Consider the following 25,095-nt stretch of genomic DNA (forward strand, 5'->3'; position numbering starts at 1 on the left):
ACCCCTTCCCGGAACTGGGGGCTGTGCCCCCAGGCCCCCCGGGGTTGATTTTCGGGTGCGGGTTGGTTGTGGCTGGGCGCGCAGTTCCCCGCGCCCCTAAGGGGGCACTGGTGCTGCGTGGTTTTTGTCGAACAGGGGGGACAGTAGGTCGCCGTGCTCTTTCAGGCGGGGGGCTATGTCGTGGGCGTAGAAGGTCAGGTCGGTGGGGTGGGTGCATCTGGTCAGCTCGGGCCAGGTGATCGGGGTGGAGGCCGTGGGGGCGGGGGCGGCTCGGAGGGTGTACGGGGTTGCCGTCGTTTTGCGGGCGGCGTTCTGGCTGAAGTCGACGAAGACCTTCGCAGGACGGAGGCGGCGCGCCATGCGGTGGGTGACCAGGGAGGGGAACTCCGCCTCCGCTTCCACCGCCAGGGCCTTCGCGTAGGACGTGACCTCGTTCGACGGGGTCGGTTCCACAGGGGCGAGGAGGTGCAGGCCCTTGGAGCCCGAGGTCTTCGCGTAGGCCTCCAGGCCGTCGGCGGCCAGGCGGTCGCGGAGCCACACCGCCACCCGGCAGCACTCGACGATCGTGGCGGGCGCGCCGGGGTCGAGGTCGAAGACCAGGCGGTCGGCGAGAGCCGGGGCGTCCGCGCGCCACTGGGGCGTGTGGAACTCCGTGACCAGGTTCGCCGCCCACATGAGGGAGGCGAGGTCCTGGATCAGGATCATGCGCGCGGGCCCCTCCGAGCGGGGAACCTCGGTGGTCCTGACCCAGTCGGGCGTACCGGGCGGCACGTTCTTGGCGTAAAAGACCTGCCCGTCGTGCCCGTCGGGGTAGCGCAGGAAGGACAGCGGGCGATCACGGAGGTGGGCGAGCAGCGCGTCCGCCACCGTCGCGTAGTAGTGCAGCACCTCGCCCTTGGTGAAACCGGTCGCCGGGTAGAGGACCTTCTCCAGGTTGCTCAGCGCGAGCTTTCGCCCCTCCACCTCGGTGATCGGCGTCATACGATGAGAATCCCACGTAATCGGGAGAAATCGACCTGAAAGGGGTCGAACGTGAGATCCATCTGGAACGGCGCCGTCTCCTTCGGCCTGGTCAGCATCCCGATCAAGCTGGTGAACGCCACCGAGAACCACTCGATCTCCTTCCGCCAGATCCATAACGAGGACGGCGGCCGCATCCGCTACCGCAAGGTGTGCGAGCTGGAGGATCGCGAGATCTCGGCCGACGAGATCGGCAAGGGGTACGAGGAGGCGGACGGCACCATCATTCCGATCACCGACGACGATCTGGCCTCGCTGCCGATTCCGACCGCCAAGACGATCGACATCGTGGCGTTCATCCCGGCCGAGCGCATCGACCCCCTCCAGATGGACACCGCGTACTACCTGGTGGCCAACGGCGTTCCCGCCGCCAAGCCGTACACCCTGCTGCGCGAGGCGCTGAAGCGGAGCCAGAAGGTCGCCATCGCCAAGTTCGCGCTCCGGGGCCGGGAGCGGCTCGGGATGCTGCGGGTCGTCGAGGACGCCATCGCCATGCACGGGCTGCTCTGGCCGGACGAGATCCGTGCCCCGGAGATCGCCGCACCGGACGCGAGCGTCACCGTCCGCGACAAGGAACTCGATCTCGCGGACGCCCTGATGGACACGCTCGGGGAGGTCGACCTCGACGACCTCCACGACGACTACCGCGAGGCCGTCGAGGAGCTCATCGCCGCCAAGGTCTCCGGCGAGAAGGTCCCCTCTCCTCCCGCCGTCGAAGGGGCCGGCGGCAAGGTCATCGACCTCATGTCCGCCCTGGAGAAGAGCGTCCGCGAGGCCCGCGTCGCCCGTGGGGAGGAGGCTTCCGAGGGCGAAGGCGAGGGCGAGGGCGAAGCCGTTTCCCGTCGGGGCGCCCGTGCCGCTCCCAAGCAGGTCAGCGGCAAGAAGTCGACGTCCACGGCGGGGAAGGCGGCCTCCGGCCGGAAGACGGCTGCCAAGAAGACGACCGCCAAGACCACCGCCAAGAGCACGGCCAAGAGCACGGCCAGGACCGCCGCCAAGAAGACCGCCGCGAAGAAGACCACCGCGAAGGAGACGGCCACCAAGAAGACGGCCGCCAAGAAGACCACGGCCCGAAAGCGCGCCTGAGCCGACGCCTCCACAGCACCCCTCCCTCTCACGCAGGGGCGAGCCGCAGCGCCAGTACCGCGTTGTGGCCGCCGAAGCCGAAGGAGTTGCTCAGGGCCAGGTCGCCGTTGGTCGGGAGGGGACGTGGGGTGTCGGTGACCAGGTCGAGGCTGATCGCGTCGTCAGGGTCGTCGCAGCCGATGGTGGGTGGGATCAGGCGGTGGTGGAGGGTGAGGGCCGCGGCCACGGCCTCCACGCCGCCCGCGGCTCCCTGGAGATGCCCGAGGTGGCCCTTGAGGGCGGTCACGGGGACCTTGGCGGTGCCCAGGACGCGGTGGAGGGCGGTCGCCTCGGCCAGGTCGCCGTCGACGGTGGCCGTCGCGTGCGCGTTCACATGGACGAGGTCCGCGACCTGGGCGCCGGCGTCCGCGACGGCGCGGCGGACGGCCGTGGTGATGCCGTGGCCGGTCGGGTCGGGGGCGGCCACGTGGTGTGCGTCGGCGGACAGGCCCCAGCCGGCGGCCTCGCAGTAGACCCGCGCACCGCGCGCCAGCGCATGCTCCTCGGCCTCCAGCACGAGGAACCCCGCGCCCTCCCCGTTCACGAACCCGTCCCGGCCCTTCGCGAACGGCCGGGACGGTGTCCCGGCCGCGATGTCGAGCGTGGACAGCGCCCGCATGGAGGCGAACGCGGCCATCAGCGCCGGCGTCACCACCGCCTCCGCGCCCCCGGCCAGCGCGATGTCGACGTGCCCGTACCGTATGCGGTCGATCGTCTGGCCTATGGCCTCCGTGCCCGAGGCGCAGGCGCTCGTCACGGTGCGCGCCTCCCCGGTGATGTGCAGGCCGAGCGAGATCTGGGACGCGGCCTGCGAGGGGACCGTCATCGGTGTGGTGAGGGGCGAGACAGCCCGCGGGCCCTTGTCGCGCAGCGTCCGGTCGCTGTCGACCAGTACGGGAGCGCCACCGATGATCGTGCCGGCACAGACGCCCACCCGGTCCGGGTCGAGCCCGCTCTCCCGGGTGCCCTCCGCGGCGAGCCCGGCGTCCTGCCAGGCCTCGCGCGCGGCGATGAGCGCGAGCTGGGCGGACCGGTTCATACGCCGGGCCCGCGGCCGGGGCAGGAGACCGGCGAGGTCCACGGGCACGGTCGCGCCGGTACGGACCGGAAGCCCGGCGAACTCCGGGCCGTCGAGCTCGCGGATGCCGTGGCGCCCGTCGAGCAGCCCCTGCCAGAGCACGCCGGCACCGATGCCCAGGGGCGTGATGGCGCCCAGACCGGTGACCACGACACGGCGCCGCCCCTCGGCTCTTCGGCGCGGGTCGCCCGGTGGGACCTCGGCGGCGGTGACCGTGGCGGGGGTGAGGGGAGCGTCGGGGGAACGGTGCATCGGCTGGTGCTGCTCTCTGCTCGGGTGGAGTCGCTCGTCCTGCTCGCGGCGAGCGAACTCAAGTTTCCCCGAGGGGAGTTGACGCCTTGGCGCCGCCCCGGCCCCGCTCTCAGCGCCCCCCGTGCCGCAGCTCCCGTGGGCTCACCCCGAAGCGCCGGCGGAAGGCCGTGCTGAGGGTGCTCGCGGAGGAGAAGCCCGAGGAGTGGGCGAGGTCCGTGATCGTCAGATGGTCGCACTCCCGGCACTGGAGGCGGTCGCGGACGAGACGCAGGCGTTCCTCGCGGATCAGTTCGCGCGGGGTGGTGCCGACGCGCTGGAGGGCCAGCTGGATCTGGCGCAACGACCAGCCGAGGGCACGCGCCATGGAGGTGCCGGTCAGGTCGGGATCGGCGGCGTGCTCGCGCACATGCAGGCGGACCATCGCCTCGACCTCCGTCAGCTGCCCCGTCGTGTCCGGGCGGTCGTCGCCGGCGGCGAGCATGAGCAGCAGCTCGACGATGCGGTCGGAGACGGCGTTGAACTCGGTGGCGGTGAGATGGTCGCGCTCGTCGGACAGGCTCCGCAGCATCGTGTGCACGACGCGCCCCAGCCCGGTGGTCAGGTCGAGGCCGGTGGCCAGCGGCGACTTCCGGCTCAGCGGGCCGTCGATCTCCCGTGCGGGGATGGAGAAGATGATCCCCTGCAGCGACGCGTCGTGCAGCAGCTGAAAGGGCGCCCCCAGCGTCATCAGGCTGCCCGTCCCCGGGGTCAGCCGCGCCTCCTGGTCGTCCTGGCGCAGCACCAGCTCGCCGGAGAGCGGCAGCAGGAACCGGTAGTCAGGGTCCGGCTCGTGGCGCACCGACCGCGGCGTGCGGTTGTACTCGATCTGGTCGCACTGCCAGTTGACGAGCTGGTAGGTGTCGGTGCGCTGGCGGGTCGAACGGCCGTGGAAGGTCTGGGGGTCGGGGGTGGCGTATCTGAAGTCCATCTGGGTCTGCAGCGACTTGATGTGCTCGCTCCAGAAGTCGGTCCGCTCGCGCGGATCCACCTCACCGGTTGTCTGTGACTCCACGATGTAGCTTCCCGCGGGCATTGCTCTTTCCTCCGCCACACAGTGTCCCGGCCGTCGCTGAAGCAGTCCTCGCCCGGTGACAACGGGCATGTCGGCAACGGCAGTTACGCCCTGTAAGCGTAGTGCATGCATTCCGCTTGTGTGGTCGAAGGATCGAACGCGGGTTGCATCTATGACAACAGAAGCGCGGCGTATGTAAAGGGAATGCGTGGTGCGCATGCGCGCCTCTGTGGCCCATGGTGCGCCTGAGGGCAACTTCCCTGCGCGCACACGAAAGTTGCGCGCCCCCACTCGCACTACCGTCGTGCGCTCCGCCAACTCACGCCCGCGTTTGAGGACTTCATGAAGGAACTGATACCGGAGGCGGTGTTCGGATGCGTGGCCGTAGGCCTGCTCGCCGTCACCGTGCTGCTGGTGCGCCAGCTCGGGATCACCGCGCGGCTGCGCCGACGCAACGCCGAGCTGTCGGAGGACGTGCGGCTCCGGGACGAGGAAGTACGGCACCTGGTCGCCGTCCGCCTTCCGGCGCTGGAGGAAGCGCCCCAGCAGCCCGTCCCCGTCCCCGGCATCGGCCTGTTCGACGCGCGGCTGTCCGGCACCGCTTTCGCGACGTGCCTCGACCACGTCCTGGAGCGGTTCTCCACGGCGGTGGAGCACGCGCAGGCCCGCGCCGACCAGTCCGCGAAGGCCGCCCTGAAGTCGTCGATGCGCTCCATCCAGGCCCTGGCCAACGAGCAGCAGGTCGCCATCTCCGAGATGCAGGAACGGCACGACCGCCCGGACGTGCTGCGCGACCTCCTCGAAATCGACCACGCCAACGCCCAGTTCGGCCGCCGCGCCCAGGCCATCGCCGTGCTGTGCGGATCCTGGCCGGGCCGCCAGCGCGCCACCTCCGCGCTGATCGACGTCGTACGCGGCGCCACCTCCCGCATCCGCGACTACCGGCGCGTCCAGATCCACGGCCAGGCCGACATCGCCGTGGAGAGCCGGGCCGTGGAGCCGGTCGTGCTCGCGGTCGCCGAACTGCTCGACAACGCCGCCCGCCACTCGCAGCCCAACACCAAGGTCGAGGTCAACGTCCGCACGGTGCACAACGGCGCCTGCGTGGTGATCGACGACGCCGGCGTCGGCATGGACGCCCAGGCGACGGAACGCTCCGGCGAACTGCTCTCGGGTCGCCACACGGTGGACGTCACCCGGCTCGACGACCCGCCCCAGTTCGGCTTCGCCGTCATCGGCGTGCTCGCCGCGCGCTACGGGTTCAGCGTCTCCGTGGACACGCGCTCCCCGTACGGCGGCGTCCGCACGGTGGTGTTCCTGCCGTCCGCCCTGCTCACGCACCGGGACCCCGCGGAGGAGCTGCCGCCCGTGACCGTTCCGCCGACCCGCCGCACCCCCGCGCGTACGTCCGACCCCGCCTCCGACTCCACCCCCGCGCCCGAACCCGCGCCCGAACCCGCGTCCGAGGCGCCGGAGCCCGCGCCGGCCGCCTCCGCGGATTGGTCCCCGCGCGCCGAGACGACCGGCCAGGCGCCGGTGGAGGAGCCCTCGGACGCCGCGACCACGGTCGGCGGACTGCCCAAGCGCAGTCGGAGGATCCCGCAGCAGCGGTCGGTCACCGAGGAGCCCGCTCCCGCACCCGCACCCGCGCCTGCTCCCGGGCCTGCTCCCGCTCCCGCTCCCGCCTCTGAGGCGCCGGAGCCCGCGCCGGCGGAGGAGCCCTCGGTCGGCGCGACCACGGCCCACGGACTCCCCAAGCGCCGTCGGCGGGCCCCTCAGCAGCGGCCCGCCGCCGAAGAGCCCGCGTCCCCGCCACTCGACGACTCCGCCGCGCGCACGGCCGAGGAGACCGCCCGCCGCCTCGGCGCGTTCGCGCGGGGCACCCGCCACGGCCGCGCCGCCCTGGACGACCTACCGGACCTTTCCGGCAGCCCCCACGCAGACGAAGGGAACACCCGAGGATGATCGAGCCCACGAACAACGAGTTGGGCTGGATGCTCGATGAGGTGCTGAAGGTCCCTGAGGCGCGCCACGCGATCCTGCTCTCGGCCGACGGCATGCTGCGGGCCCACTCGGCGGACATCGGCAGGGACGATGCCGAGCGGCTCGCCGCGGGACTCTCCGGTGTCCAGTCGATCAGCCGCAGTACGGCGGAGTTCTGTGGCACCCCCAACACCCCCTGGCGGCAGACCCTGATCGAGTTCGCGCAGGGATACGTCTTCCTCGTCGCCGCCGGAGAGGGCGCCTACCTCGCGGTGTCCACGACCGAGCACGTGGACATGGAGGCCGTCTCGTACCGCATGCACAAACTGGTCGACCGGCTCGGCCAGGTGCTGGTCAGCCCGGCCCGGCGGGACACCGGCAGCCCGGCATGACAGCGTCCGGCGGGCGGCCGAGGCGTTCCGGAGACAAGCTGGTGCGGCCGTACGTCGTCACGGACGGCCGCTCCGAGCCCTCCCGCAACACCCTCGACCTGGTCACCCTTCTGATCGCCACCGACGATCTGCCGCTGACCGGGCTGAGCCCGGAGAAGCGGGCGTTGATGGAGCTGTGCCGGCCCGGCGCGCTGTCGGTCGCCGAGGTGGCCGGTCATCTGTCGCTGCCGGTCAGTGTCACCAAGGTGCTGATCGCCGACCTCATGGACAGCGGGCACATCGTCACCCGCGCCCCCATCCCGTCCGCCCGGCCGACCGAGGCCCGCATACTCCAGGAGGTTCTCGATGGGCTCCGCGCCCGCCTCTGAAGACGTCGCATCCGGGGACGTCCATCTCCCGAGCAGCGTGCAGACCGCCGCCAAGATCCTCGTCGTGGGGCACTTCGCGGTCGGCAAGACCACGTTCGTCGGCGCGCTGTCCGAGATCCGGCCGCTGCGTACGGAGGAGGTCATGACGGAGGCGGGCGCGCTCGTCGACGATCTGGCGGGTACGAAGGCGAAGACGACCACCACGGTCGCCCTCGACTTCGGCCGTCTCACCCTCAACGACAGCCTGGTGCTCTATCTCTTCGGCACTCCCGGCCAGCAGCGCTTCACCCAGCTGTGGCAGGACATGACCCGCGGAGCACTCGGCGCGCTCGTCCTCGCCGACACGCGTCGCCTGGGCCAGTCCTTCGACGTCATGGGCGTACTGGAGGAGCTCGGCCTTCCGTACGCGGTCGCCCTGAACGAGTTCGACGACGCCCCCGGGCACGACCTCGCCGAGATCCGCGAGGCGCTGGACCTGCTCCCCGAAACACCCCTCGTACGCTGCGACGCCCGCGACCGGATCTCCTCCACCCACGCGCTGATCGCCCTCGTCGAGTACCTCCTGAACCGCACCAGCGACACCAGTGACAGCGAACTGGAGCACGTGTGACCTCCGAAGCCCCCGACCCGCCCCAGGGCTGCCCCTTCCACGAGCCGATGTACGGCCCCGGCTTCGCGGACGACCCGGCCGCCGCCTACCGCAGGCTGCGTACGCACGGGCCCACCGCCCCGGTCGAGTTGGCCCCCGGCGTCCGGGCCACCCTCGTCACGAGCTACGAGGCCGCCCTGCACGTCCTGCGCAGTCCGGAGACCTTCTCCAAGGACCCCCGCCGCTGGCGGGACCTGGCCGACGGCACCGTGCCCATGGACAGCCCGGTCGTGCCGATGATGATGTACCGGCCGAACGCGCTGTTCACCGACGGCGAGGAGCACCGCCGGCTGCGCGGGGCCATCACCGACGGCCTGGCGCGCGTCGAGCCGAACACGCTGCGTGGATACGTCGAGCGGTCCGCGGATCTGCTCATCGACCGGATCGCTCCGCGCGGCGAGGCGGATCTCCTCGGCGAGTACGCCCAGGTCCTGCCGCTGCTGGTGTTCAACCGTCTCTTCGGCTGCCCGCCCGACCTCGGTGAACGTCTGGTCGAGGGCATGTCCGGGATCTTCGACGGTGTGGACGCGGAGAAGGCGAACGCGATACTCACCGAAACCCTTCTCGACCTGATCGCGCTCAAGCGCGCGCGACCGGGGCAGGACATGACCTCGTGGCTCATGGCCCACCCGGCCGGGCTCACCGACGAGGAGATGATCCACGAACTCGTCGTCCTCATGGGCGCCGGCACCGAGCCCCAGCAGAATCTGATCGCGAACAGCCTGCGGCTGCTGCTGTCCGACGACCGGTTCGCGGGCAGTCTGGGCGGCGGCAGTCTGCCGGTCGAGGACGCCCTCGACGAGGTCCTGTGGGCCGACCCGCCGATGGCCAACTACGCCGTGCACTACCCGGTTCGGGACGTGGTGTACGAAGGCAGGCTGCTGCGGTCGGGAGACCCTCTCGTCGTCAGCCTCGCCGCGGCCAACACCGACCCGGCACTGACGTCCGACCAACGCGCCGGAAACCGCGCCCACTTGGCCTGGAGCGCGGGCCCGCACAACTGTCCCGCGCAGAGCCCGGCCCGGCTGATCGCGGCGGTGGCGGTCGAGAAGCTGCTCGACCGGCTGCCCGACGTGGAGCTGGCGGTACCGGTCGACGAACTCGTCTGGCGACCCGGACCGTTCCACCGGGCGCTGGCCTCACTGCCGGTGCGGTTCCCACCGCTCACCGCGGACCCCGCACCGAGGCCCGCCCAAGCCCCCCACGGCCCGCGACACGAGCCGCCCCGGCCCCCCGCGAACACGGAGACGGCGCCCGTCCCGGCCCCCACCCGCCCGACCGGCGGCTGGGCGCGGCTGCGGGCGTGGTGGCGCGGGGAGTGATCTGGGTCCCCCCCGGCAGCCTGCGGCTTGAGCCGTCTCCGGTGTCCGCCGGCACCGGAGGGGGTGGGCCCCGCTTCCGGCACCGCTGCCTGCCGCCCGAGTTGCGGGTGGGCGCGGTTGCGGGTGTGGTGGCGTAGGAGTGATCAGGTTCCCGCCGCGGCCTGCGGCCTGCGGCCTGCGGCTTGAGTGCCCCGGTGTCGCGGGGCACCGAGGGCGGCGGAGCCTTCCGCCCGGCGCCCTCCCGCCCGAGCGGCGGCTGGGCGCGGCTGCGGGCGTGGTGGCGCGGGGAGTGATCTGGGTCCCCCCGGCAGCCTGCGGCTTGAGCCGTCTCCGGTGTCCGCAGGCACCGGAGGGGGTGGGCTCCGCTTCCAGCACCGGTGCCCGCCGCCCGAGTTGCGGGTGGGCGCGGTTGTGGGCCTGGTGGCGTGGGGTGTGATCAGGTTCCGGGGTGCAGGTGGGCGGGGAGGGTGTGGTGGCCGTTGGAGATGAAGGATTCCACCGGGCTCAACTCCTCGTCGGGCACGGCGAGTCGGAGGTCGGGGAACCGGTCGAAGAGTGCCGGGAGTGCGATGCGGGCCTCCAGGCGGCCCAGCGGGGCACCGAGGCAGAAGTGCACACCGTGGCCGAAGGCGAGGTGCTCCTTGTCGAGCCGGGTGACGTCGAAACGGTCGGCGTCCTCCCCGTGCCTCACGGGATCGCGCCCGGCGGCGGCGTACGCGGCGAGGATCGCCTCGCCCTTGCCGATCACCATCCCGTCCGGGCCGCCGAGTTCACCCAGGTCCAGCTCTTCCACGGCGTACCGCAGGGGCAGGCTGGCGACCGGTGCCTGGACGCGCAGTGTCTCCTCGATGACGTCGTCCCACGTGGCGCGGCCCGCGCGTACGTGCGCGAGCTGCTCGGGCTGGGTGAGCAGGGCGTGGATGGCGTTGTCGATGAGATTGACCGTGGTCTCGTGGCCCGCGCTGATCATCAGCACCAGGGTGTCGAGCAGCTCCTGCTCGCTGAGCCGGGTGTCGCCCTCGTCGTCACGGGCCGTGATCAGCGCGGTCGTCAGGTCGTCGCCGGGGAACGCCCGCTTGGTGGCGACGAGTTCGCTCAAGACGGCGTATATCCGGGCATAGGTGTCGGTCACCTCCTCCGGCGTGGCCGAGGTGTGGAAGATGCTGTCCACGACGGCCCGCAGTTCGGCGCCCTTCTCCTCCGGCAGCCCGAACAGCTCGCTGATCACGCGGATCGGCAGCGGGTAGCAGAACTCCTCGCGCAGATCGACCGTCCCGCTCCGCCGGCCGGCCTTCTCGATCCCGTCCAGCAGGTCCTTGGTGATCTCCTCGACACGGGGCTGGAGCGCGGCCGTTCGGCGTGCGGTGAACGCCTTGGCGACGAGCGTGCGCAGCCGTTTGTGCTCACCGCCGTACGCCGTGAACATGTTCTGCACCGCGACCCAGGTGAACAGCGGCCACTCCGGGGAGATCTTCCCGTCGATCCAGACGGGCCAGTGCTGCCGCGGGTCCTTGGACACCCGGGGATCGGTGAGCAGCCGCTTCAGCAGTTCCGTACTGCTGACCGCCCACGCTTCCACGCCGTCGGGGAGTTCCACCCGTGTCACCGGTCCGTGCGCGCGTATGCGCGCCGCCTCGCCGTGGATGTCACGGCCGGACGGATCGATGACGATGGAGCCCTGCTGTGCCATGGAAGCCTCCCGATACTCGAACCACGCGAACGCCTGAGCGGGCCGAGTGACATGGTCGAACGCCGATACCGATACGGTCAGTGACGCTACGCGGCCGTACGGTTCACGAACGAGACCGCGCGAGGTCCACTGCGCATGCCGACAAGTTCCGTACGCGTTCCGGCAAGTCGCGGGCACGAGATCCTCAGGAGTGGAAGAGCCTGGTCGGGACGGCCAGGGCCAGGGCGCGGTAGCCGGCGGGGTTGAGGTGCAGCCAGTCGCCGGTGTGGAGGTCGGGGTGCAGGCGCTCAGGGTCGGCCGGGTCGCGGATCGCGCGGTCGAAGTCGATGACCGCGTCGAACCTGCCGCTGGTGCGGATCCAGGTGTTGACCTCCTGCCGGGCCGCCTCGCGGTGCCCGGCGGGGTCGTCGTAGGGCACGTTGCCGGCCAGCGGCGTCAGCGTCGCTCCGTAGACGCGGATGCCCTGGGCGTGCGCCCGCACGATGATCTGCTCGTACGCGGCGATCAGGTCGGCGGTGACGCGCCGCTGGGCGGCCGGGGTGGCCGCGGCCGTGCCGATGTCGTTGACACCCTCGAAGGCGATCAGCCAGGAGACTCCGCTGCGGGCCAGGACGTCCCGGTCCAGACGGGCGAGGAGGTTGGGGCCCAGGCCGTCGTTGAGGACGCGGTTGCCGCCGGCCGCCTGGTTCAGTACCGCGACGTCGGCGGTGCGGGGCCGTGCCCGGAGCCGGTCGAGGAACTGGTCGGGCCAGCGGTTGTTCGCGTTGGTGGTGGAACCGCGGCCGTCGGTCAGCGAGTCGCCCACGACGGCGACCGCCGCGGTGCCGGCACGGGAGAGCACCTCGACGTCGCTGAGCAGGTACCAGTGGTCGACGGGGGTCGCCCCGGGCAGGTCCCGCTCCCGCGTGTGGTCGCCGTTCTGGAGGTACGAGGTGGTGCGGGAGCCCGGGTGCGAGGTGAGCGCGAGGGACGCCTGACCCTCGGCCAGGTAGGTGGTAACGGTCAGGTTGGTTCCCGGCCGGATGCCGAAGTCCAGCGGGTCGGACACCAGTTGGGCTCCGACCGGGACGGTCGCGGACTCCCGTCCGCCGAAGGTCACCGGGCGTGAGCTGCCCGGCTCGATGGCGCTGACTCCCGCCCGCCCGTCCAGCGGGAGCGCCACGGACACCGCCGTGAGGGGCAGCGGGGTGTCCCCGAAGGCGTTGGAGAACCGCAGCCGCATGCGCCCGCCGCCGGTGGTGACGCGTACGGTCTGCCGCAGCGTGGTGTCGACCAGGACGGCGCTCTCGCCGGTGAACGGCGGGGGCGGCATGTTGTGCACCTCGGTGAGCTGCGGCATCGCCGTCCAGGTGTTCACCCAGTGGGGGCCGGATGTGCCGGACGCACCGGACGTACCGGACGCGGATTCTCCGCTCATGTCCTCGGCCCCCACCGGGGATGACGTCGAGACGACGGTGAGTACGAGGCCCAGTACGAAGGCTGCCGCCGCGATCAGATGGGCGGCGTACGGCACTCTTCTCGACGGCTTCACGGGCACGGTGCCTTCCTCTTGGCCTCTGGATTTCTGGAGCTCTGATCCTCTGGGGTGACGGCGGTCAGGTGACCGTGCACGCCTTGCCGTTGAGAGCGAAGCCACCGGGAGCGGCCGTGGTACCCGTGTGACTGGCCTGGTAGCCGATGGTGACGCTCGCGTTGGGGGCGATCGTGCCGTTGTAGGCGGCGTTGGTGGCGGTCACGGCTCCGCTCGCGGGGCTGTACGTGGCACCCCAGCCGTTGGTGATGCTCTGGCCGGAGGGCAGGGTGAAGCCGAGCTGCCAGGCGTTGACGGAGGTCGTGCCGGTGTTGGTGATCGTCACGGAGGCGGTCAGGCCGGTGCTCCAGGCATGGGTGGTGACCGTCACCCGGCAGGCTCCCGGCTGGGGTTGGGGTGCCGGGCCCGTGCTGTCCAGGCCGAAGAACGTGATCACGCGGGCCGCCATGCCGCCGGCGATCAGGTTGTGCCCGACGCCCTGGAGGCTGATGGCCTCGACGGGAGCCCGGTCACCGGTGGAGCCGTAGCGGGTGCGGGTCCAGTTGGCCTGGGGCGAGTCGGTGCGGGCGGGCGTCTGGCTCACACCCTGCACGTTCGTCCACTGCTTGATCTGCTCCCCGAAGTTGGGGTAGCGCAGGACGTCGTCCTCGGTGCCGTGCCAGATCTGCATCCGCGGCCGGGGTCCGGTGTAGCCGGGGTAGGCGGCGCGGGCCAGGTCGCCCCACTGCTGCGGCGTGCGTGTGATGTTGCCGTTCGAGCAGTCGCTGTTCCACTCCGACCCGTTGGTGGTGGCGAAGCAGCCGAACGGCACGCCCGAGAAGGCGGAGCCCGCCGCGAACACGTCGGGATAGTCGCCCAGCAGGACGTTGGTCATCATCGCGCCGGAGGAGACGCCGGTGGCGAAGATCCGGTCGGTGTCCGCGTCATAGGTGCGGGTGACCCAGTCGACCATGGACTTGATGCCCACCGGGTCGCTGCCGCCGCCGCGGCGCAGCGCCTCGGGGGAGGAGACGTCGAAGCACTTGCTGCTCCGGGTGACGGACGGGTAGACGACGATGAACCCGTAGCGGTCGGCCAGTGAGGCGTACTCGGTGCCGTTGTAGAAGTCGGGACCGGAGCCCGTGCACCAGTGCACGCCCACCAGGACCGCCGGGTTCGGGGTGACGTTGTCCGGCACGTACACGTACATGCGGAGATTGCTGGGGTTGGCGCCGAAGTTCGTGACCTCGGTGAGAGCGGCGGTGGGGGCTGTCGCGGCGGGGGGTGTGGTGGGAGCGGCGGTACGGGCTGCGGTCGGGGGCTCCGTACGGGCCGGGGCCGAGGTGGAGGCCGAAGCGGCGGGCGCGGTGAGGAACGTGGCCGCCAGTAACGGCACCAGCGCTCCGAAGAGCGCGACGAGCACCGAACGCAAGGGTCTCTTCGCGGTGTCGCGGGGGGTGGTGGAGGACACTCCATGTCCCTTCCTGGTCGCGGCTCTTGCGGGGAGTCGTTCAGCAGGCGGAGCTGGTCTGGGTGAGGAGGCCCAGCCGCAGGGGAGTTGGGAGGCGTGTGCGCGGAATCCTCACGGCGTCCCCTCGCTGGAAGGGAGCCCCCACGGGCATCGTGGCATGGACACGACCGCCATGGAAGCGCTCCCACGCGAGGTGGCTGGAACGTGTGTGCCACGGGACGGGCGTCGCTTACGATCGGGCCTCACGGGGAGGCTTGAGATGCGGATCGCTTCGTTGCCGTACCTCGACGAGCACGCGACGGTCATCGAGGCAGACGTCGACGATGTCTGGCGCAGTCTGGGCGAGACACTGGACCGGTCCTTCTCACGTCCTGGTGCGGCCTGTTACGCGAGACTGGTGGGAGCCGACGACCGCACAGCATCCGGGCCACGGCCGCCTGCCGAAGGCTCGACGTTCCCCGGCTTCCGGGTGGCGGCCGCGGTCCCGGGACGGGAGTTGGTCCTCCAGGGGCGCCATCGCTTCTCGTCCTACGCCCTGATCTTCCGCCTCGAACACATCGGTCCGGGCCGGTCACGGCTGAGCGCCGAAAGCCGGGCCGCCTTCCCCGGCCTGGCCGGCGGGATCTACCGACGGCTCCTCATGGGGACGGGCGGGCACGTGGTGGGCATGCGGCGCCTGCTGTCGGCCGTCCGCCGAGGTGCCGGGTAATCGCCTCGTGTGACGCCGTCGCGCGGCCCGCAGAGGGATGGTGTTCACCACGCCCGCCCCCCAACACTGGTGACGCGGACCGCTGCGGGGGAGGAGCACTGGCCATGGCGCGTCGCACCGAACCAGTACGGCAGGCACTGCCGGAGCGGCGGCCTGAGCTCGATGCCATCCGTCTGCTCGTGGTGCTCGGGCTGATCTTCTTCCACTCGTCGCTCGTCTTCGCGACGGACGACGACTACTACGTCAAGAACTCCGAGACCACGGAAGTCATCCTGATCGCCGCCGGGTTCGCGGTCGTCTGGGCGATGCCCGCGCTGTTCCTCATCGCCGGCCTGGGCTCCTGGTACTCGCTGCGCCGCCGCGGCGCGGCAGGCTTCGTGAGGGAGCGCCTGTTACGCCTGGGCGTGCCGCTGCTCTTCACCACGCTCGTCCTGAACCCCCTGCCGCAGTGGCTCCGTCACCGTTCCGAGGGCCGCGGCCACGACGAGTCCTACCTCGCCTTCCTGCCCCGCTTCTACGACGTGCACGTCGAACTCGACGAGTTCCCCTTCCTCGTCCAGGGCGAGTACTTCGAGACCGGCCACCTGTGGTTCGTCCTCCTGCTGCTCGCCTTCTCCCTCATGCTGGCGCCCCTGCTCCGTGTGCTTCCCGCCGACCGGGTCCGGCCCGTCGCCGACCGGCTGGCGCGGGAGAGCCTCCGCGTCCGCCCGGCGATCCTCCTGCCCGCGATCCCGCTCGCCCTGCTCTGCGCGTTCGCCGGTATGGAGGAGAACTACGCCGGCTGGCACCGCTGGGCCTATCTGGTGTTCTTCGCCGCCGGCTGCGCCCTCGCCGCCGACGACCGATTCCGCACCGCCATGCGCCGCGCCGCGGTGCCGGCCGGCTGGCTCGGGGCCGGCCTGTTCGCCCTCTCCGGGCCGGGCTTCGCCGTCGCGGACGAGCCCTTCACCGAGATGACCGCCCTGAGCATCGCGATCCGTGCGCTCTTCGGGGCGGCCGGCTGGTGCCTGGTCGTCGCCATCCTCGGCCACCTCGACCGCCGCCGCGCGACCCGGGCCACCACCCAGCCACCGGAGCCGCACCCCTCCGGCACCCGCCGCCGCGCCCACGCGTACGCCTACCTGGCCGCCGCGGCACTTCCGATCTACCTCCTGCACCAGCCCGTCGTCGTCGCCGTCGCGTACTTCGTCGTCGGCTGGAGCGCCCCGATCCCCGTCGAGTACGCCGTCATCGTGACCGTCTCTCTGGCCCTCACCCTGGCCGCCTACGAGTTCCTGGTGCGTCACACCCGCGTGACCCGGGTTCTCTTCGGGATGCGGGGCTAGGCCCCGTCCGGGGTCGGCGTGCCGAGGAGTGGTGCGAGTACGCGGCGCAGGTCTTCGCTCTGGCGGTAGTGCAGGGCGGCCATCCCCACGGCGTGGGCTGCCACGACGTTGGGCGCTGTGTCGTCGATGAACAGGCAGCGGTCCATCGCGACGCCGAGGCGTTCGGCGGCGATGCGGTAGACCCGCGGATCGGGTTTGGCGACGCCGATGCGCGCGGTGTTCACGACGGTGTCGGCAATACTGCCCAGCCCTTGGCGGGCGAGGTCCCGCTCCAGCCGGGTGGTCGCGTTGGAGACGAGAGCCACGGACGCGACGTCGCGTACCTGTCGCAGGAGAGCCACCACTTCTTGGTCGACCACGGGAACGAGTTCGGACCAGGCCGTGACCACGTCCCGGGCTCGCTCCTTCGATCCGCAGGCATCGGCGAGGTCGGTCACGACCGCGTCCCGCCATTCCTCGTCCGTGACCTCGCCGGTGATGGCGGGGTGCAGGCGGGCCGGTGCGAAGGCCGCGGCGGCGAGGGCTCCGGCGGGCAGACCGTGGGCCCGTTCGATCGCGTCGGCGGCGGGCCAGTGCCGGAGCACTCCGTCGATGTCGCAGAGCACGGCGTCGTAGTGAGGAAGAGACATGTTCATCACTCCATGGCGGCTCGCCGCGTCGCAGGTGTAGCGGTCAACTCCCGTTCGCCTGGGGCAGCAGGGTGCCCAACGGTCCCAGGTCCAGGTTGAGGTCTTCCATGCGCAGGTCGTAGCGGGTGCAGAGTTCTTCCATGCGGTCGTGGAGGAGCATCAGCGTCAGGCCGATGCGTTCCTCCTGATCCTCCGTGAGGTCCTCCTTGTCGACGCGGTGAAGGGCCTGGCGTTCCATGAGCTGGCGCAGTAGTTCGACGACGGTCAGGACGAGTTTGATCAGGTCACGCTCGACGGTGTCCGGGTCGGTGGACAGACGGTGGGCGGCGCGACTGTCCGGCCGTGGTGAGGGTGCGGGCTGGGGCGGGGGCATGGGGCCTCACAGAAGCGGGGCGGGGTGGACTGTGCCGATGATTCCGACGCTGCCGACAGCGTCCACGGCGTCCACGGCGTCCACGGCGGCGGCAGCGACGGGGGCTATGACGGCGCGGAGGTCGATGCGGACGAGGTCGACGTCGGCGATGGACAGGACGAGATCGCCGGTGAGGACGACGCCGCCCTGGAGAAGACGGTCGAGGAGGTCGATGAGGGCGACCGGACGGTCGGCGTGCGGGGTGACGGTCACCGGGCCGGCTCCGCGGGGAGGGCGAAGGAGTACGGGGCCCAGGGGCCCGTCACTTCCACGTGGACGCCGGGCAGGCCCTCGGCGGCCGCCAGGACGCCGGTGCGGAACTCGTCGACGCGGTCGGCGGGGACGAGGTAGGTGTCGTTGCTGACGTTGGTGCCGGGAGCCCGCCCGGCGAGGTCACCGCGCTGGGGGCGGTGGGCGACGTGGTCGACGGCGAGGCGGCCGGCCGTCTCGGTGAGGCGGGCGGCGGCCCGGCCGGCCGCCTGCCAGGCGTCCTCTGCGGTGCGGCGCATCCGGCGCCGTCCCGCGAGGTAGGCACGGCCGGGGTTCAGGTCCGCGGCCGGGACTGCGGCCGGGTCCGGGTCGGGGCGGGGATCGGGTGACGCGGCGTCCGGGGCGGCGTAGACCTTGACGCCGAGCTCCACATGGCCCGTCAGACGGTCGAGCAGGGGCAGGAAGTCGTCGCGGCGGGCGTCGAGCGTCTGCCGGACTCGGTCGTCGTCGAGATAGACGGTGGCCAGGCGCAGCGGCAGGACGGTGGCGCCGAGCCCGGCGAGGGCCGCGACGACGGCGTGATGGGCGCGGGCCGTGGATTCCAGCCAGCCCAGATCCTCCAGATGGGCTTTGAGGGGACCCTCGTCGAAGTCCGCGGCCGGGACGGGGCCGACGGCCGCGGCCAGCTCCGAGGACTCCAGCAGGCGTATCGGCTCTCCGGCGACGCCGCGCAGGCCGGCCACCGCCTCGGCCGCCTCCGACGTACGGCGCAGGATCGCATAGGCGTACACGATGTCCGTGCCGGTCGAGCCGGTCCTGCCGGTCGTGTTGACCGCGTCAATTGCATGAGTTGCGTCGGTCGTGTCAGTCGTGTCGGTCACGGGGCCTCGCTCCTGTCGGCAGCCCGCAGCGCGGCGATCTCCGCGCGCAGGCGTTCGTTCTCCTCGGTGAGAGACCGGTCCGGGCGTTCGGCACGGGAGGAGAGGGAGGGATCGGACTCCCACCAGTCGATGCCCATCTCCTTCGCCTTGTCGACGGAGGCGACGACGAGCCGCAGCTTGATGGTGAGCAACTCGATGTCGAGCAGGTTGATCCGGATGTCGCCCGCGATCACCACACCCTTGTCGAGGACCCGTTCGAGGATGTCGGCGAGGGAGGCGCCCTGCCCGCCGGGCGCCTGGTCGTACGGGGACGGAAAACGGGGCGCTGCGCCGAGTCCGCCTGCTACCGGTTGTGTCATGGTCGGGGGGCTCGTCTCCGCGTGGTGATTTCGTCGAGTCGGTCCAGCAGTTCGTCCTCGCGGCGGTCGTACTCGTCCTCGTCGATACGTCCGTCCAGCAGGGCGCGTTCCAGTTCGACGAGGGCCTGCCTGACCGGCGCCGGGTCGTAGTACTCCGCTTCGGCGGCGTTCAGTACTTGCTCGGCGGCCCAGAGGGTGGTGCGCAGGGGCGCGAGCGGGAAGGTGAGGATGCCGGTCAGCAGGCCCATGGGTCAGGCGGCGAAGCTGTATGGGGGCAGGGGCCCGCGCAGCCGGAATTCGTACCCCTCGCCGTAGTCGCGCGCCAGCCGCTCTCCCGCTTCGGTGAACTCGTGGGCGCGGGAGCGTGAGACGAGGAACGAGACGTTGAGGAAGTCGTCCTTCGCCGGGGCCGCCTGGACCCGGGCCCGGGCCAGACCGGACAGCTGCTGGACGACCTGCTCGGCCAGCAGCCGCTGCCGGGCGTCGACCTGCCGGGCCACCAGCTCGCCGAGGGCGACACGGTCCTCGTAGGTGCCGCTGCCGCCACGGGTGCGCTCGTTGAGGCGGCGGGCCTCGTCGGACTCGGTGAGCACCTCGCGCAGCAGGTCTTCCTGAGAGCGTGCGGCCTTGAGGTTGAACTCGGTGGTGCCGTGCAGTTCGACGAGCTTGCGGGAGAACTCCTCGCCCTTCTCCTCCAGGGCCCTTTCGACGGCCGCGTCGTCAGGAGCGAGCAGACCGAACCGCATGGGGAGGACCGCCCCGTCGGCCATCAGCCGTTCCTGCAGCTCCTGGTGGGCGGCGAGGTCACGGCGTTTGGGGCGAAGGTCCGGGGGAGCGGGGCTGACGACGGCGGCGAGACCGCCGTGGACCACCGTGCTCAGGGAGCCGCCCGCGTCGCCGCCGACGGTCCGCAGGCCGTCGAGCCGCAGGGGGTGGTCGGAGCCGGTGACGGCGTAGACGTACCGGGGCGCTTGAGGTGCCGGATCCGGTACTGGCTCCGGTGCCGGCTCCTGTGTCGTCCCCGGTGCCTGCCCCGGGGTCGTCTCCGCCGCGGAGTCGCTCGTCGGAGCGCTGCTCACCGCTCCTCCTTGTCGTCGCGGTCGAAGACATCGCTGATCGCGTCGATGGCGCCGCTGATCGCGCCGCCGGTCTTGCCCCGGGCGCCGCTCTCGACCATGTCGCCGACGAGGTCGGTGAGCCTGGCCGGTGCCTTGCGGCCCGACTCCAGGTCGAGGCGGTTGCAGGCCTCGGCGAAGCGGAGATACGTGTCCACGCTGGCGATGACGATCCGTATGTCGATCTTGAGGATCTCGATACCGACCAGCGAGACACGAACGAACACGTCGATGACGAGCCCGCGGTCCAGGATGAGTTCGAGGATGTCGTAGAGGCCGGCGGTCCCCGAACCGCTGGAGGTGGCGGCGGGTTGTACCCCGCCTGTCTGCGTCATGACGGTCACGTTTTCGGTTCCCTTCGCTGTGCTCCGTTCTCGGCGTGACACCAGGCGGCCCGATTGCCCCGGCATACACGTCGGTACGGCACCCGGCCGGGTGCCGTGCCACTTGTACGTACGGGGGCGGCGCCTGAGGTGTTCACGGCGAAGACCGAAAACAGCGCCTTACTGAACTGTCAACGCCCACGGTCGAGTTGGCCGCGCGCATAGCGGCGCGCCCGCTCGTAGCCGAGGAGTTGGCCCTGGGCGTCCAGGCTGACCCGGTAGGTCGCCATGACGGTCATGGTGTCGGGGACCCGTTCCAGCTCCACCACCTCCACATCGGCCGTCCAGCCGTCCGGCGCCGGCCGGAGCGCGGAGACGGACTCCGGGGCGGTGCCGAGCAGTTCGCCGAGCTGGGACGCCGCGCCACGCATGGCCTGGGGCGCGGTCACGCGGCCGGAAGGGCTCGCCGAATTACCTGCTGTGCGGGGGGTGTTGGAGCCGTCCGGAGTGTCCGGGGCATCCTGGTCGGTGCTTGTCATGCTCCTACCGTGCCAAGTCCGCCGCCCGTGTGGGGAGCGGATTGGCCAAAGATCCTGAGCGCAGGGCCATTTCCTTCTGAACCGAACCTCTTGTTACCGGTGCCGGTGCCCACGCGCGTCGAGGCCGATGACGGGGGTCCACTCCCGCACGCCTGCCACCCGGACGCCCGAAGTGCCGTAGTACGGATCGGCGTCCATGATCGCGTCCAGTCGCGGGCGGTCCACATCGAAGATCAGCACGGCGCCACTGTCGTCCGCCCACGGCCCCGCGGCCACGAGGTGGCCGTCAGCCTGCAGACGCGCCAGCCGCTGACGGTGGGCGGGGCGTGCGGCGAGGCGTTCCGGAGAGCTGGTGAAGGCGAGTTCGAGGATCAGCATGCGGCTGACGGTACTGTCGCGGGGTGACCAGGTCTGTATCGCCCGATACACCCCCACGGTGGCGCTCGTTGAGCGGGATACCGTTGCTGGCTTCGCTCCCTGACACCTCCCTGCGCCACCTGTGGGCAGTCTCCTCACCTCGTACGGTCCCGGCCGGGCAGGTGCTGCGCAACGTGGGCGATCCCGCGGCTCACCTCATCCTGCTGCTGCGTGGTCGAGTGGCCGCCGGCACGGTGACAGGAACGGGGCGCGGCTTGCGTTTCGGGGAATGGGCGGCGCCCTGCGCGCTGGACAAGATCGCCGTGATCGACGGCGGCGGACACACCGCCACCCTCACCGCGCTCACTCCGTGCGGGGTACGGACCCTGCCGCGCGACCACTTCCTGGCTCTGGTCGACGACGTGTCATCGGTACGGGCCCACGTGCTGCGGGTGCTCGCCGGGCACGCTCGTCGACAGCAGGAGAGGCTGACGGCGACAGCGACGCTGCCGGCCGAAGCGCGACTGGCGGCCTGGCTGCTGGACCGCGCCGCGGACACGCGAAGCCGCCGAGTGCCCCTGCCCGGCAGCCAGCAAGCTCTCGCCGATCTGCTCGGGGTCACGCGAGTAACCGTGAACCGTGCCCTGGCCCGGCTGCGTCGCGATGTCCTGATCGAGGTCGAGCGCGGCACCGTCGTCATCCTCGCCCCGGAACTGCTGGAACTGCGCGCACACGGCTGATCAGGAGGCGTCCACTCCGTACAGGGTGCGCCCGCCGGCAAGTTGTCGCCCCGTGAGTATCTCGGGTTCGATGCGTACGAAGATCCCGTCGTGCGTGGCCGCCCAGGGGCGGGGGCCGGTCCGCGTCAGCCGGGCGTGTTCGGCGGGGTCGGTCACCACGGTTGCCCTGCCCGTGACGATGACACTCCAGCCCGACCGATCGACGGCGTCGAACTCGTCCACCTCGAAGGCCACCACGGCACCGTCGATCGCGCGGACGAGGTCCGACGCCGCCGACGTGCACAGCAGCACGGAAGAGTCCGTGTCCAGCGAGAAGTTGACCGGGAGCACCGTGGGCAGCGCCTGCCGGGTGTACACGACACGGCCGACCGGCACCTTCGTCAGAAGGCGCAGGCACTCCTGTCGATCGAGCGGGCGAAAGCCGTCGTTCTCCTGCATACGGCCAGCGTCCGGCAGGCTGTGCCCGGCGGCCAAGGGCCGAAAGACCCTCATCGGGGCCGCTCGGTCCACCCCGGGCCGCGGGCGGCCGCCGCCGAGAAGCCGGTCAGAGACGGATGACGACCAAGGCGGTGTCGTCCGTGTCGCCGCTGGCGGGGAGCAGGTCGCCCAGCAGGGTGTCGGCCAGGGACTCCGGGTCGTCCTGCCGATGGCGGGTCAGGGTGCCGGCCAGGCGGGCCAGGCCGGTGTCGATGTCCTCGTCGCGGCGCTCGATCAGGCCGTCGGTGTACAGGACCAGGGTGGCGCCCTCGGTGAAGGACACCTGGGCCTGAGGGCGGGGGATGTGCTTTGGGCGGGCGCCCAGCGGTGGGTCGGTGGCCTGGTTGAGGAAGACCACGGTGCCGTCGGCGTGCAGCAGGGCGGGCGGAGGGTGGCCGGCACTGCTGTAGGTGATGGTGTGGCGGTCCCAGTCGATGAAGGACTTCACCACGGTGGTCGACTCGGCGCCCTCCACCGAGCGGGCGTACAGGCCGAGGACATCCAGGGCCTGGGCCGGGCCCTCGGCGACGCGGGCCGCCGCGCTGAGTGCGCTGCGCAGCTGTCCCATGACGCATGCGGCCGAGAGGCCGTGTCCGACGACGTCGCCGACGGCGACCGCGATGCGGTCGCCGGGCAGGTCGATCATGTCGTACCAGTCGCCGCACACGTTCAGGGAGCCGGCGGCGGGCCGGTAGCGTACGGCCGCTCCGTTGTGTCCGATGTCCGGGTTCGCGACAGGCAGCATGGCCGCCTGCAGGGCAAGGGCGACCTCACGGTCGCGGGCGTGCGCCTGCCGCAGACTTTCGTTGAGCTCCTGCAGTTCACGGGCGCGGGTGTAGAGCTCGGCTTCCAGCACGCGGGCCTGGCTGCTCCCTGGCCTGCCCCGGGCACGGAGGAGTTCGGTGACCTCCTCCACCCGGTGCAAGATCAGCACCACGCGCCCGTCGGGGCCGAGAACGGGTGCGTTGACCGGGCTCCAGTAGCGTTCGACCCACTGGTTCTGCCGCTCGGGATCCTGGACGTCGTAGCGCTGCAGCGCCATGGTGTCGCGCTCGCCGGTGGCCACCACGCGCAGCATCGACGCCCGGACGTCGCTCATGCCGGCCGCGGCGGGGTCGTTCGGGTTCTCGGGGAAGACGTCGAAGATGTAGCGGCCCAGCAGCTGCGCGCGGGTGCGGCCGGCCAGGCGCAGGAAGTCCTCGTTGGCATCGGCGTACACCAGGTCGGGAGTCAGCAGCGCCACCATGCCCGGCAGGGCCCGGAAGACCGCCTTGTAGTCGATCTGCGGTTCCCTCATGTGCTGCCTGCCTCGGCGCCGACCGTCATCGGGTGTGGTTCCACGATACGAGGGATCGCGCCATGGGGCCGGGGCAGTGCTCCGCCGACCGGGCGGTCGGCCGGGCGGCCGGTTCGGGGACGACCCGCGCTTCTGGGAATGGTCCCGTGCCCGGAACCGGCGCGGCTCCCCGCCGTGGGGGAGGCGGGGAGCCGGGGCCGTGGGGGGTGGCCTGTCGGGGCCCGTTGGGGCCTGTCGGGGAGGTCGTGCGGGAGTGCGCGGTGGTTATCGGGACGCGGTCGTCTCCGGGGTGTTCCGGCGGGCCCGCTCGCGGACCAGCGAGATCGCGACCACCAGCGCGGCGACGAGCACCGAGAGCAGTACCTGGATCCGTCCGCCGCCCTCGCTGTCGTCGGTGAGCATGTAGACGAGCACGAACGAGATCATCGCGATCGTCGCCCACGTCAGGTACGGGAACAGCCACATCCGGACGACCAGCTTCTCCGGGCTCTCGCGCAGGATGATCCCTCGCATCTTCAGTTGCGAGAAGCAGATGACCAGCCACACGAAGAGCGCGACCGCGCCCGAGGAGTTCAGCAGGAACTGGAAGACCGTGTCCGGCCACAGGTAGTTGAAGCCGACCGCCACGAAGCCGAAGGCCACGGAGGCCAGGATCGCGGTCTGCGGGACACCCCCGGTGTTCGTCCGTGTGAAGGACTGCGGGGCGTCGCCGCGCTGACCGAGGGAGAAGGCCATCCGGGAGGCGGTGTAGAGGCCGGAGTTGAGACAGGACAGTACGGCGGTCAGCACGATGAAGTTCATGATCTCGCCGGCGTGAGGGATGCCGATCGTGTCGAGGGCCGCGACGTACGAGCCCTTCTTCTCGATCGCGGGGTCGTTCCACGGCAGCAGGGAGACCACGACGAGGATCGAGCCGACGTAGAAGACGCCGACCCGCCAGATGACGCTCCGGGTCGCCTTGGCGACCGCCCGCTCCGCGTCCGCGGACTCACCGGCGGCGAGGGTGACGATCTCGCTGCCCATGAAGGAGAACACGACCAGCAGGATGCCGGTGAGGATCGCGCCGGGCCCGTTCGGCAGGAAGCCGCCGTGCTCGGTGAGGTTGCCGAAGCCTGTCGCGGCGCCCTCGGCGCCGGGCAGCACACCGAAGATCGCCAGGCCGCCGATGAGGATGAAGCCCGCGATGGCGACGACCTTGATGCCGGCGAACCAGAACTCGAACTCGCCGAAGGAACCGACGGAGATCAGGTTCGTGGCGGTGAGGACCACCATCACGATCAGCGCCCAGGCCCACTGCGGTACGGCAGGAACCCACCCTTCCAGGATCACGGCACCCGCCGTCGCCTCCACGGCGAGCACGACGACCCAGAAGAACCAGTACAGCCAGCCGATCGAGAACCCGGCCCAGCGGCCCAGCGCCCGGTCCGCGTAGGCGGAGAAGGAGCCGGAGGTCGGGTTGGCCGCGGCCATCTCGCCGAGCATCCGCATCACGAAGACGACCAGGGCGCCGACCAGCGCGTACGACAGCAGGATGCCGGGCCCGGCGGCGGCGATACCGGAGGCGGAGCCGACGAAGAGACCGGCTCCGATGACCCCGCCGATGGCGATCATGGACAGATGGCGATTCTTGAGGCCGGCCTGAAGACCTGCCTGCTCCGGGGACTGACCACCTGTTGGCGATGCAGTGTCGGGGGCCAGTGACTCAGGGGGACGTGTAGTCATGTGGACATCCATTGAGTGGTTGGGAGGGCCATGGTGGGGAGTGGCTGCCCGAGATCCGACCGATCAGCCGGACCAGTCGGATCGCCGGA

At 71.2% G+C, this 25,095-nt stretch carries 28 protein-coding genes; 9 read left to right on the forward strand and 19 right to left on the reverse strand.

Going from position 1 to position 25,095, the window contains the following annotated elements; all coding sequences use genetic code 11:
* Positions 1-96: 96 nt before the first annotated feature.
* Positions 97-981, reverse strand: coding sequence for a non-homologous end-joining DNA ligase (gene ligD / locus FGD71_RS45745; RefSeq protein WP_119106544.1), 885 nt, complete (start codon positions 979-981; stop codon positions 97-99).
* A 51-nt stretch (positions 982-1,032) separates the two neighbouring features.
* Between ligD and ku the strand changes: the two genes are divergently transcribed.
* Positions 1,033-2,106, forward strand: a complete 1,074-nt coding sequence (gene ku / locus FGD71_RS45750; RefSeq protein ID WP_119106545.1) for a non-homologous end joining protein Ku — start codon at positions 1,033-1,035, stop codon at positions 2,104-2,106.
* 28 nt (positions 2,107-2,134) lie between these two features.
* On the opposite strand, the gene FGD71_RS45755 is transcribed toward ku, so the two are convergent.
* Complete coding sequence (locus FGD71_RS45755) at positions 2,135-3,475, reverse strand: beta-ketoacyl-[acyl-carrier-protein] synthase family protein (protein ID WP_119106546.1); 1,341 nt, start codon at positions 3,473-3,475, stop codon at positions 2,135-2,137.
* A gap of 109 nt (positions 3,476-3,584) precedes the next feature.
* Positions 3,585-4,547: an AraC family transcriptional regulator gene (locus FGD71_RS45760; RefSeq protein WP_119106547.1), complete on the reverse strand. Its 963-nt coding sequence runs from the start codon at positions 4,545-4,547 to the stop codon at positions 3,585-3,587.
* 321 nt (positions 4,548-4,868) lie between these two features.
* Between FGD71_RS45760 and FGD71_RS45765 the strand changes: the two genes are divergently transcribed.
* From FGD71_RS45765 to FGD71_RS45785, 5 genes are read left to right on the forward strand one after another with little or no spacing between them, the layout of a single operon-like run.
* Entirely contained in the window at positions 4,869-6,491 is a 1,623-nt protein-coding gene (locus FGD71_RS45765; RefSeq protein ID WP_119106548.1) for an ATP-binding protein, read from the forward strand.
* Complete coding sequence (locus FGD71_RS45770; protein ID WP_119106549.1) at positions 6,488-6,901, forward strand: roadblock/LC7 domain-containing protein; 414 nt, start codon at positions 6,488-6,490, stop codon at positions 6,899-6,901. Before FGD71_RS45765 ends, FGD71_RS45770 begins: the two co-directional genes overlap by 4 nt.
* Positions 6,898-7,269 carry a DUF742 domain-containing protein gene (locus FGD71_RS45775; RefSeq protein ID WP_162931413.1) on the forward strand — a complete coding sequence of 124 codons (372 nt, stop codon included), beginning with the start codon at positions 6,898-6,900 and terminating at the stop codon, positions 7,267-7,269. The genes FGD71_RS45770 and FGD71_RS45775 overlap by 4 nt, the downstream gene beginning before the upstream one ends.
* Positions 7,247-7,879, forward strand: a complete 633-nt coding sequence (locus FGD71_RS45780) for a GTP-binding protein (RefSeq protein WP_119106551.1) — start codon at positions 7,247-7,249, stop codon at positions 7,877-7,879. The genes FGD71_RS45775 and FGD71_RS45780 overlap by 23 nt, the downstream gene beginning before the upstream one ends.
* Positions 7,880-7,926: 47 nt before the next feature.
* Entirely contained in the window at positions 7,927-9,240 is a 1,314-nt protein-coding gene (locus FGD71_RS45785) for a cytochrome P450 (protein ID WP_119106606.1), read from the forward strand.
* 436 nt (positions 9,241-9,676) lie between these two features.
* Here the strand turns inward: FGD71_RS45785 and FGD71_RS45790 are convergent, their stop codons facing one another.
* The 3 genes from FGD71_RS45790 to FGD71_RS45800 form a co-directional block, all read right to left on the reverse strand.
* Entirely contained in the window at positions 9,677-10,930 is a 1,254-nt protein-coding gene (locus FGD71_RS45790; protein WP_119106552.1) for a cytochrome P450 family protein, read from the reverse strand.
* 184 nt (positions 10,931-11,114) lie between these two features.
* Positions 11,115-12,347 carry an SGNH/GDSL hydrolase family protein gene (locus FGD71_RS45795; protein WP_119106607.1) on the reverse strand — a complete coding sequence of 411 codons (1,233 nt, stop codon included), beginning with the start codon at positions 12,345-12,347 and terminating at the stop codon, positions 11,115-11,117.
* A 178-nt stretch (positions 12,348-12,525) separates the two neighbouring features.
* Positions 12,526-13,911: an extracellular catalytic domain type 1 short-chain-length polyhydroxyalkanoate depolymerase gene (locus FGD71_RS45800; protein WP_240437087.1), complete on the reverse strand. Its 1,386-nt coding sequence runs from the start codon at positions 13,909-13,911 to the stop codon at positions 12,526-12,528.
* A 259-nt stretch (positions 13,912-14,170) separates the two neighbouring features.
* Between FGD71_RS45800 and FGD71_RS45805 the strand changes: the two genes are divergently transcribed.
* Positions 14,171-14,620 (forward strand): hypothetical protein, encoded by a 450-nt coding sequence (locus FGD71_RS45805; protein ID WP_119106553.1) that lies wholly within the window; start codon positions 14,171-14,173, stop codon positions 14,618-14,620.
* Positions 14,621-14,724: 104 nt separating this feature from the next.
* A complete protein-coding gene (locus FGD71_RS45810) occupies positions 14,725-15,945 on the forward strand; it encodes an acyltransferase family protein (protein ID WP_119106554.1) in 1,221 nt (406 codons plus the stop codon).
* Here FGD71_RS45810 and FGD71_RS45815 read toward each other — a convergent pair.
* The 10 genes from FGD71_RS45815 to FGD71_RS45860 all read right to left on the reverse strand — a co-directional run bounded on the left by FGD71_RS45815 (position 15,942) and on the right by FGD71_RS45860 (position 20,791).
* Positions 15,942-16,574: an HAD-IA family hydrolase gene (locus FGD71_RS45815; protein WP_119106609.1), complete on the reverse strand. Its 633-nt coding sequence runs from the start codon at positions 16,572-16,574 to the stop codon at positions 15,942-15,944. The two genes, FGD71_RS45810 and FGD71_RS45815, sit on opposite strands and share 4 nt — an antisense overlap.
* 43 nt (positions 16,575-16,617) lie before the next feature.
* Complete coding sequence (locus FGD71_RS45820; RefSeq protein ID WP_119106555.1) at positions 16,618-16,947, reverse strand: gas vesicle protein K; 330 nt, start codon at positions 16,945-16,947, stop codon at positions 16,618-16,620.
* A 6-nt stretch (positions 16,948-16,953) separates the two neighbouring features.
* Complete coding sequence (locus tag FGD71_RS49835) at positions 16,954-17,199, reverse strand: gas vesicle protein (protein WP_119106556.1); 246 nt, start codon at positions 17,197-17,199, stop codon at positions 16,954-16,956.
* Positions 17,196-18,077, reverse strand: a complete 882-nt coding sequence (locus tag FGD71_RS45830) for a GvpL/GvpF family gas vesicle protein (RefSeq protein ID WP_240437088.1) — start codon at positions 18,075-18,077, stop codon at positions 17,196-17,198. The genes FGD71_RS49835 and FGD71_RS45830 overlap by 4 nt, the downstream gene beginning before the upstream one ends.
* Complete coding sequence (gvpJ, locus tag FGD71_RS45835; protein ID WP_119106557.1) at positions 18,074-18,436, reverse strand: gas vesicle protein; 363 nt, start codon at positions 18,434-18,436, stop codon at positions 18,074-18,076. Before gvpJ (FGD71_RS45835) ends, FGD71_RS45830 begins: the two co-directional genes overlap by 4 nt.
* Complete coding sequence (locus tag FGD71_RS45840) at positions 18,433-18,684, reverse strand: gas vesicle protein GvpG (protein WP_119106558.1); 252 nt, start codon at positions 18,682-18,684, stop codon at positions 18,433-18,435. Before FGD71_RS45840 ends, gvpJ (FGD71_RS45835) begins: the two co-directional genes overlap by 4 nt.
* Before the next feature lie 3 nt (positions 18,685-18,687).
* Positions 18,688-19,515, reverse strand: coding sequence for a GvpL/GvpF family gas vesicle protein (locus FGD71_RS45845; protein ID WP_119106559.1), 828 nt, complete (start codon positions 19,513-19,515; stop codon positions 18,688-18,690).
* Positions 19,512-19,886, reverse strand: coding sequence for a gas vesicle protein GvpJ (gvpJ, locus tag FGD71_RS45850; protein ID WP_119106611.1), 375 nt, complete (start codon positions 19,884-19,886; stop codon positions 19,512-19,514). Before gvpJ (FGD71_RS45850) ends, FGD71_RS45845 begins: the two co-directional genes overlap by 4 nt.
* 179 nt (positions 19,887-20,065) lie before the next feature.
* The gene (locus tag FGD71_RS45855; protein WP_119106560.1) at positions 20,066-20,413 is read right to left on the reverse strand and encodes a gas vesicle protein GvpO; all 348 of its coding nucleotides are present in this window, start codon (positions 20,411-20,413) and stop codon (positions 20,066-20,068) included.
* Between the two features lie 93 nt (positions 20,414-20,506).
* Positions 20,507-20,791 carry a YciI family protein gene (locus tag FGD71_RS45860; protein ID WP_119106612.1) on the reverse strand — a complete coding sequence of 95 codons (285 nt, stop codon included), beginning with the start codon at positions 20,789-20,791 and terminating at the stop codon, positions 20,507-20,509.
* A 68-nt stretch (positions 20,792-20,859) separates the two neighbouring features.
* Here FGD71_RS45860 and FGD71_RS45865 point away from each other — a divergent pair, with 68 nt between their 5' ends.
* The gene (locus FGD71_RS45865; protein ID WP_240437089.1) at positions 20,860-21,510 is read left to right on the forward strand and encodes a Crp/Fnr family transcriptional regulator; all 651 of its coding nucleotides are present in this window, start codon (positions 20,860-20,862) and stop codon (positions 21,508-21,510) included.
* Here FGD71_RS45865 and FGD71_RS45870 read toward each other — a convergent pair whose 3' ends face one another.
* The 3 genes from FGD71_RS45870 to FGD71_RS45880 all read right to left on the reverse strand — a co-directional run bounded on the left by FGD71_RS45870 (position 21,511) and on the right by FGD71_RS45880 (position 25,006).
* A complete protein-coding gene (locus FGD71_RS45870) occupies positions 21,511-21,948 on the reverse strand; it encodes a pyridoxamine 5'-phosphate oxidase family protein (protein ID WP_119106561.1) in 438 nt (145 codons plus the stop codon). It lies immediately after the preceding gene.
* A gap of 106 nt (positions 21,949-22,054) precedes the next feature.
* Positions 22,055-23,284: a PP2C family protein-serine/threonine phosphatase gene (locus tag FGD71_RS45875; RefSeq protein ID WP_119106562.1), complete on the reverse strand. Its 1,230-nt coding sequence runs from the start codon at positions 23,282-23,284 to the stop codon at positions 22,055-22,057.
* 264 nt (positions 23,285-23,548) lie between these two features.
* On the reverse strand, positions 23,549-25,006 hold the full coding sequence (locus FGD71_RS45880; protein ID WP_119106563.1) for an amino acid permease: 1,458 nt from the start codon (positions 25,004-25,006) through the stop codon (positions 23,549-23,551).
* Positions 25,007-25,095: the final 89 nt, after the last annotated feature.

This window comes from Streptomyces sporangiiformans (assembly GCF_005768555.2).
Taxonomy (GTDB): Bacteria; Actinomycetota; Actinomycetes; order Streptomycetales; family Streptomycetaceae; genus Streptomyces; species Streptomyces sporangiiformans.

Bases quoted from the DNA above. Each gene is read 5' to 3' on its own strand.
- ligD (WP_119106544.1), bottom strand. From the start codon at position 981: ATGACGCCGATCACCGAGGTGGAGGGGCGAAAGCTCGCGCTGAGCAAC.
- FGD71_RS45755 (WP_119106546.1), bottom strand. From the start codon at position 3,475: ATGCACCGTTCCCCCGACGCTCCCCTCACCCCCGCCACGGTCACCGCC.
- FGD71_RS45760 (WP_119106547.1), bottom strand. From the start codon at position 4,547: ATGCCCGCGGGAAGCTACATCGTGGAGTCACAGACAACCGGTGAGGTG.
- FGD71_RS45765 (WP_119106548.1), top strand. From the start codon at position 4,869: ATGAAGGAACTGATACCGGAGGCGGTGTTCGGATGCGTGGCCGTAGGC.
- FGD71_RS45770 (WP_119106549.1), top strand. From the start codon at position 6,488: ATGATCGAGCCCACGAACAACGAGTTGGGCTGGATGCTCGATGAGGTG.
- FGD71_RS45775 (WP_162931413.1), top strand. From the start codon at position 6,898: ATGACAGCGTCCGGCGGGCGGCCGAGGCGTTCCGGAGACAAGCTGGTG.
- FGD71_RS45780 (WP_119106551.1), top strand. From the start codon at position 7,247: ATGGGCTCCGCGCCCGCCTCTGAAGACGTCGCATCCGGGGACGTCCAT.
- FGD71_RS45785 (WP_119106606.1), top strand. From the start codon at position 7,927: ATGTACGGCCCCGGCTTCGCGGACGACCCGGCCGCCGCCTACCGCAGG.
- FGD71_RS45790 (WP_119106552.1), bottom strand. From the start codon at position 10,930: ATGGCACAGCAGGGCTCCATCGTCATCGATCCGTCCGGCCGTGACATC.
- FGD71_RS45795 (WP_119106607.1), bottom strand. From the start codon at position 12,347: ATGAGCGGAGAATCCGCGTCCGGTACGTCCGGTGCGTCCGGCACATCC.
- FGD71_RS45805 (WP_119106553.1), top strand. From the start codon at position 14,171: ATGCGGATCGCTTCGTTGCCGTACCTCGACGAGCACGCGACGGTCATC.
- FGD71_RS45810 (WP_119106554.1), top strand. From the start codon at position 14,725: ATGGCGCGTCGCACCGAACCAGTACGGCAGGCACTGCCGGAGCGGCGG.
- FGD71_RS45815 (WP_119106609.1), bottom strand. From the start codon at position 16,574: ATGTCTCTTCCTCACTACGACGCCGTGCTCTGCGACATCGACGGAGTG.
- FGD71_RS45820 (WP_119106555.1), bottom strand. From the start codon at position 16,947: ATGCCCCCGCCCCAGCCCGCACCCTCACCACGGCCGGACAGTCGCGCC.
- gvpJ (WP_119106557.1), bottom strand. From the start codon at position 18,436: ATGACACAACCGGTAGCAGGCGGACTCGGCGCAGCGCCCCGTTTTCCG.
- FGD71_RS45840 (WP_119106558.1), bottom strand. From the start codon at position 18,684: ATGGGCCTGCTGACCGGCATCCTCACCTTCCCGCTCGCGCCCCTGCGC.
- gvpJ (WP_119106611.1), bottom strand. From the start codon at position 19,886: ATGACGCAGACAGGCGGGGTACAACCCGCCGCCACCTCCAGCGGTTCG.
- FGD71_RS45855 (WP_119106560.1), bottom strand. From the start codon at position 20,413: ATGACAAGCACCGACCAGGATGCCCCGGACACTCCGGACGGCTCCAAC.
- FGD71_RS45860 (WP_119106612.1), bottom strand. From the start codon at position 20,791: ATGCTGATCCTCGAACTCGCCTTCACCAGCTCTCCGGAACGCCTCGCC.
- FGD71_RS45870 (WP_119106561.1), bottom strand. From the start codon at position 21,948: ATGCAGGAGAACGACGGCTTTCGCCCGCTCGATCGACAGGAGTGCCTG.
- FGD71_RS45875 (WP_119106562.1), bottom strand. From the start codon at position 23,284: ATGAGGGAACCGCAGATCGACTACAAGGCGGTCTTCCGGGCCCTGCCG.
- FGD71_RS45880 (WP_119106563.1), bottom strand. From the start codon at position 25,006: ATGACTACACGTCCCCCTGAGTCACTGGCCCCCGACACTGCATCGCCA.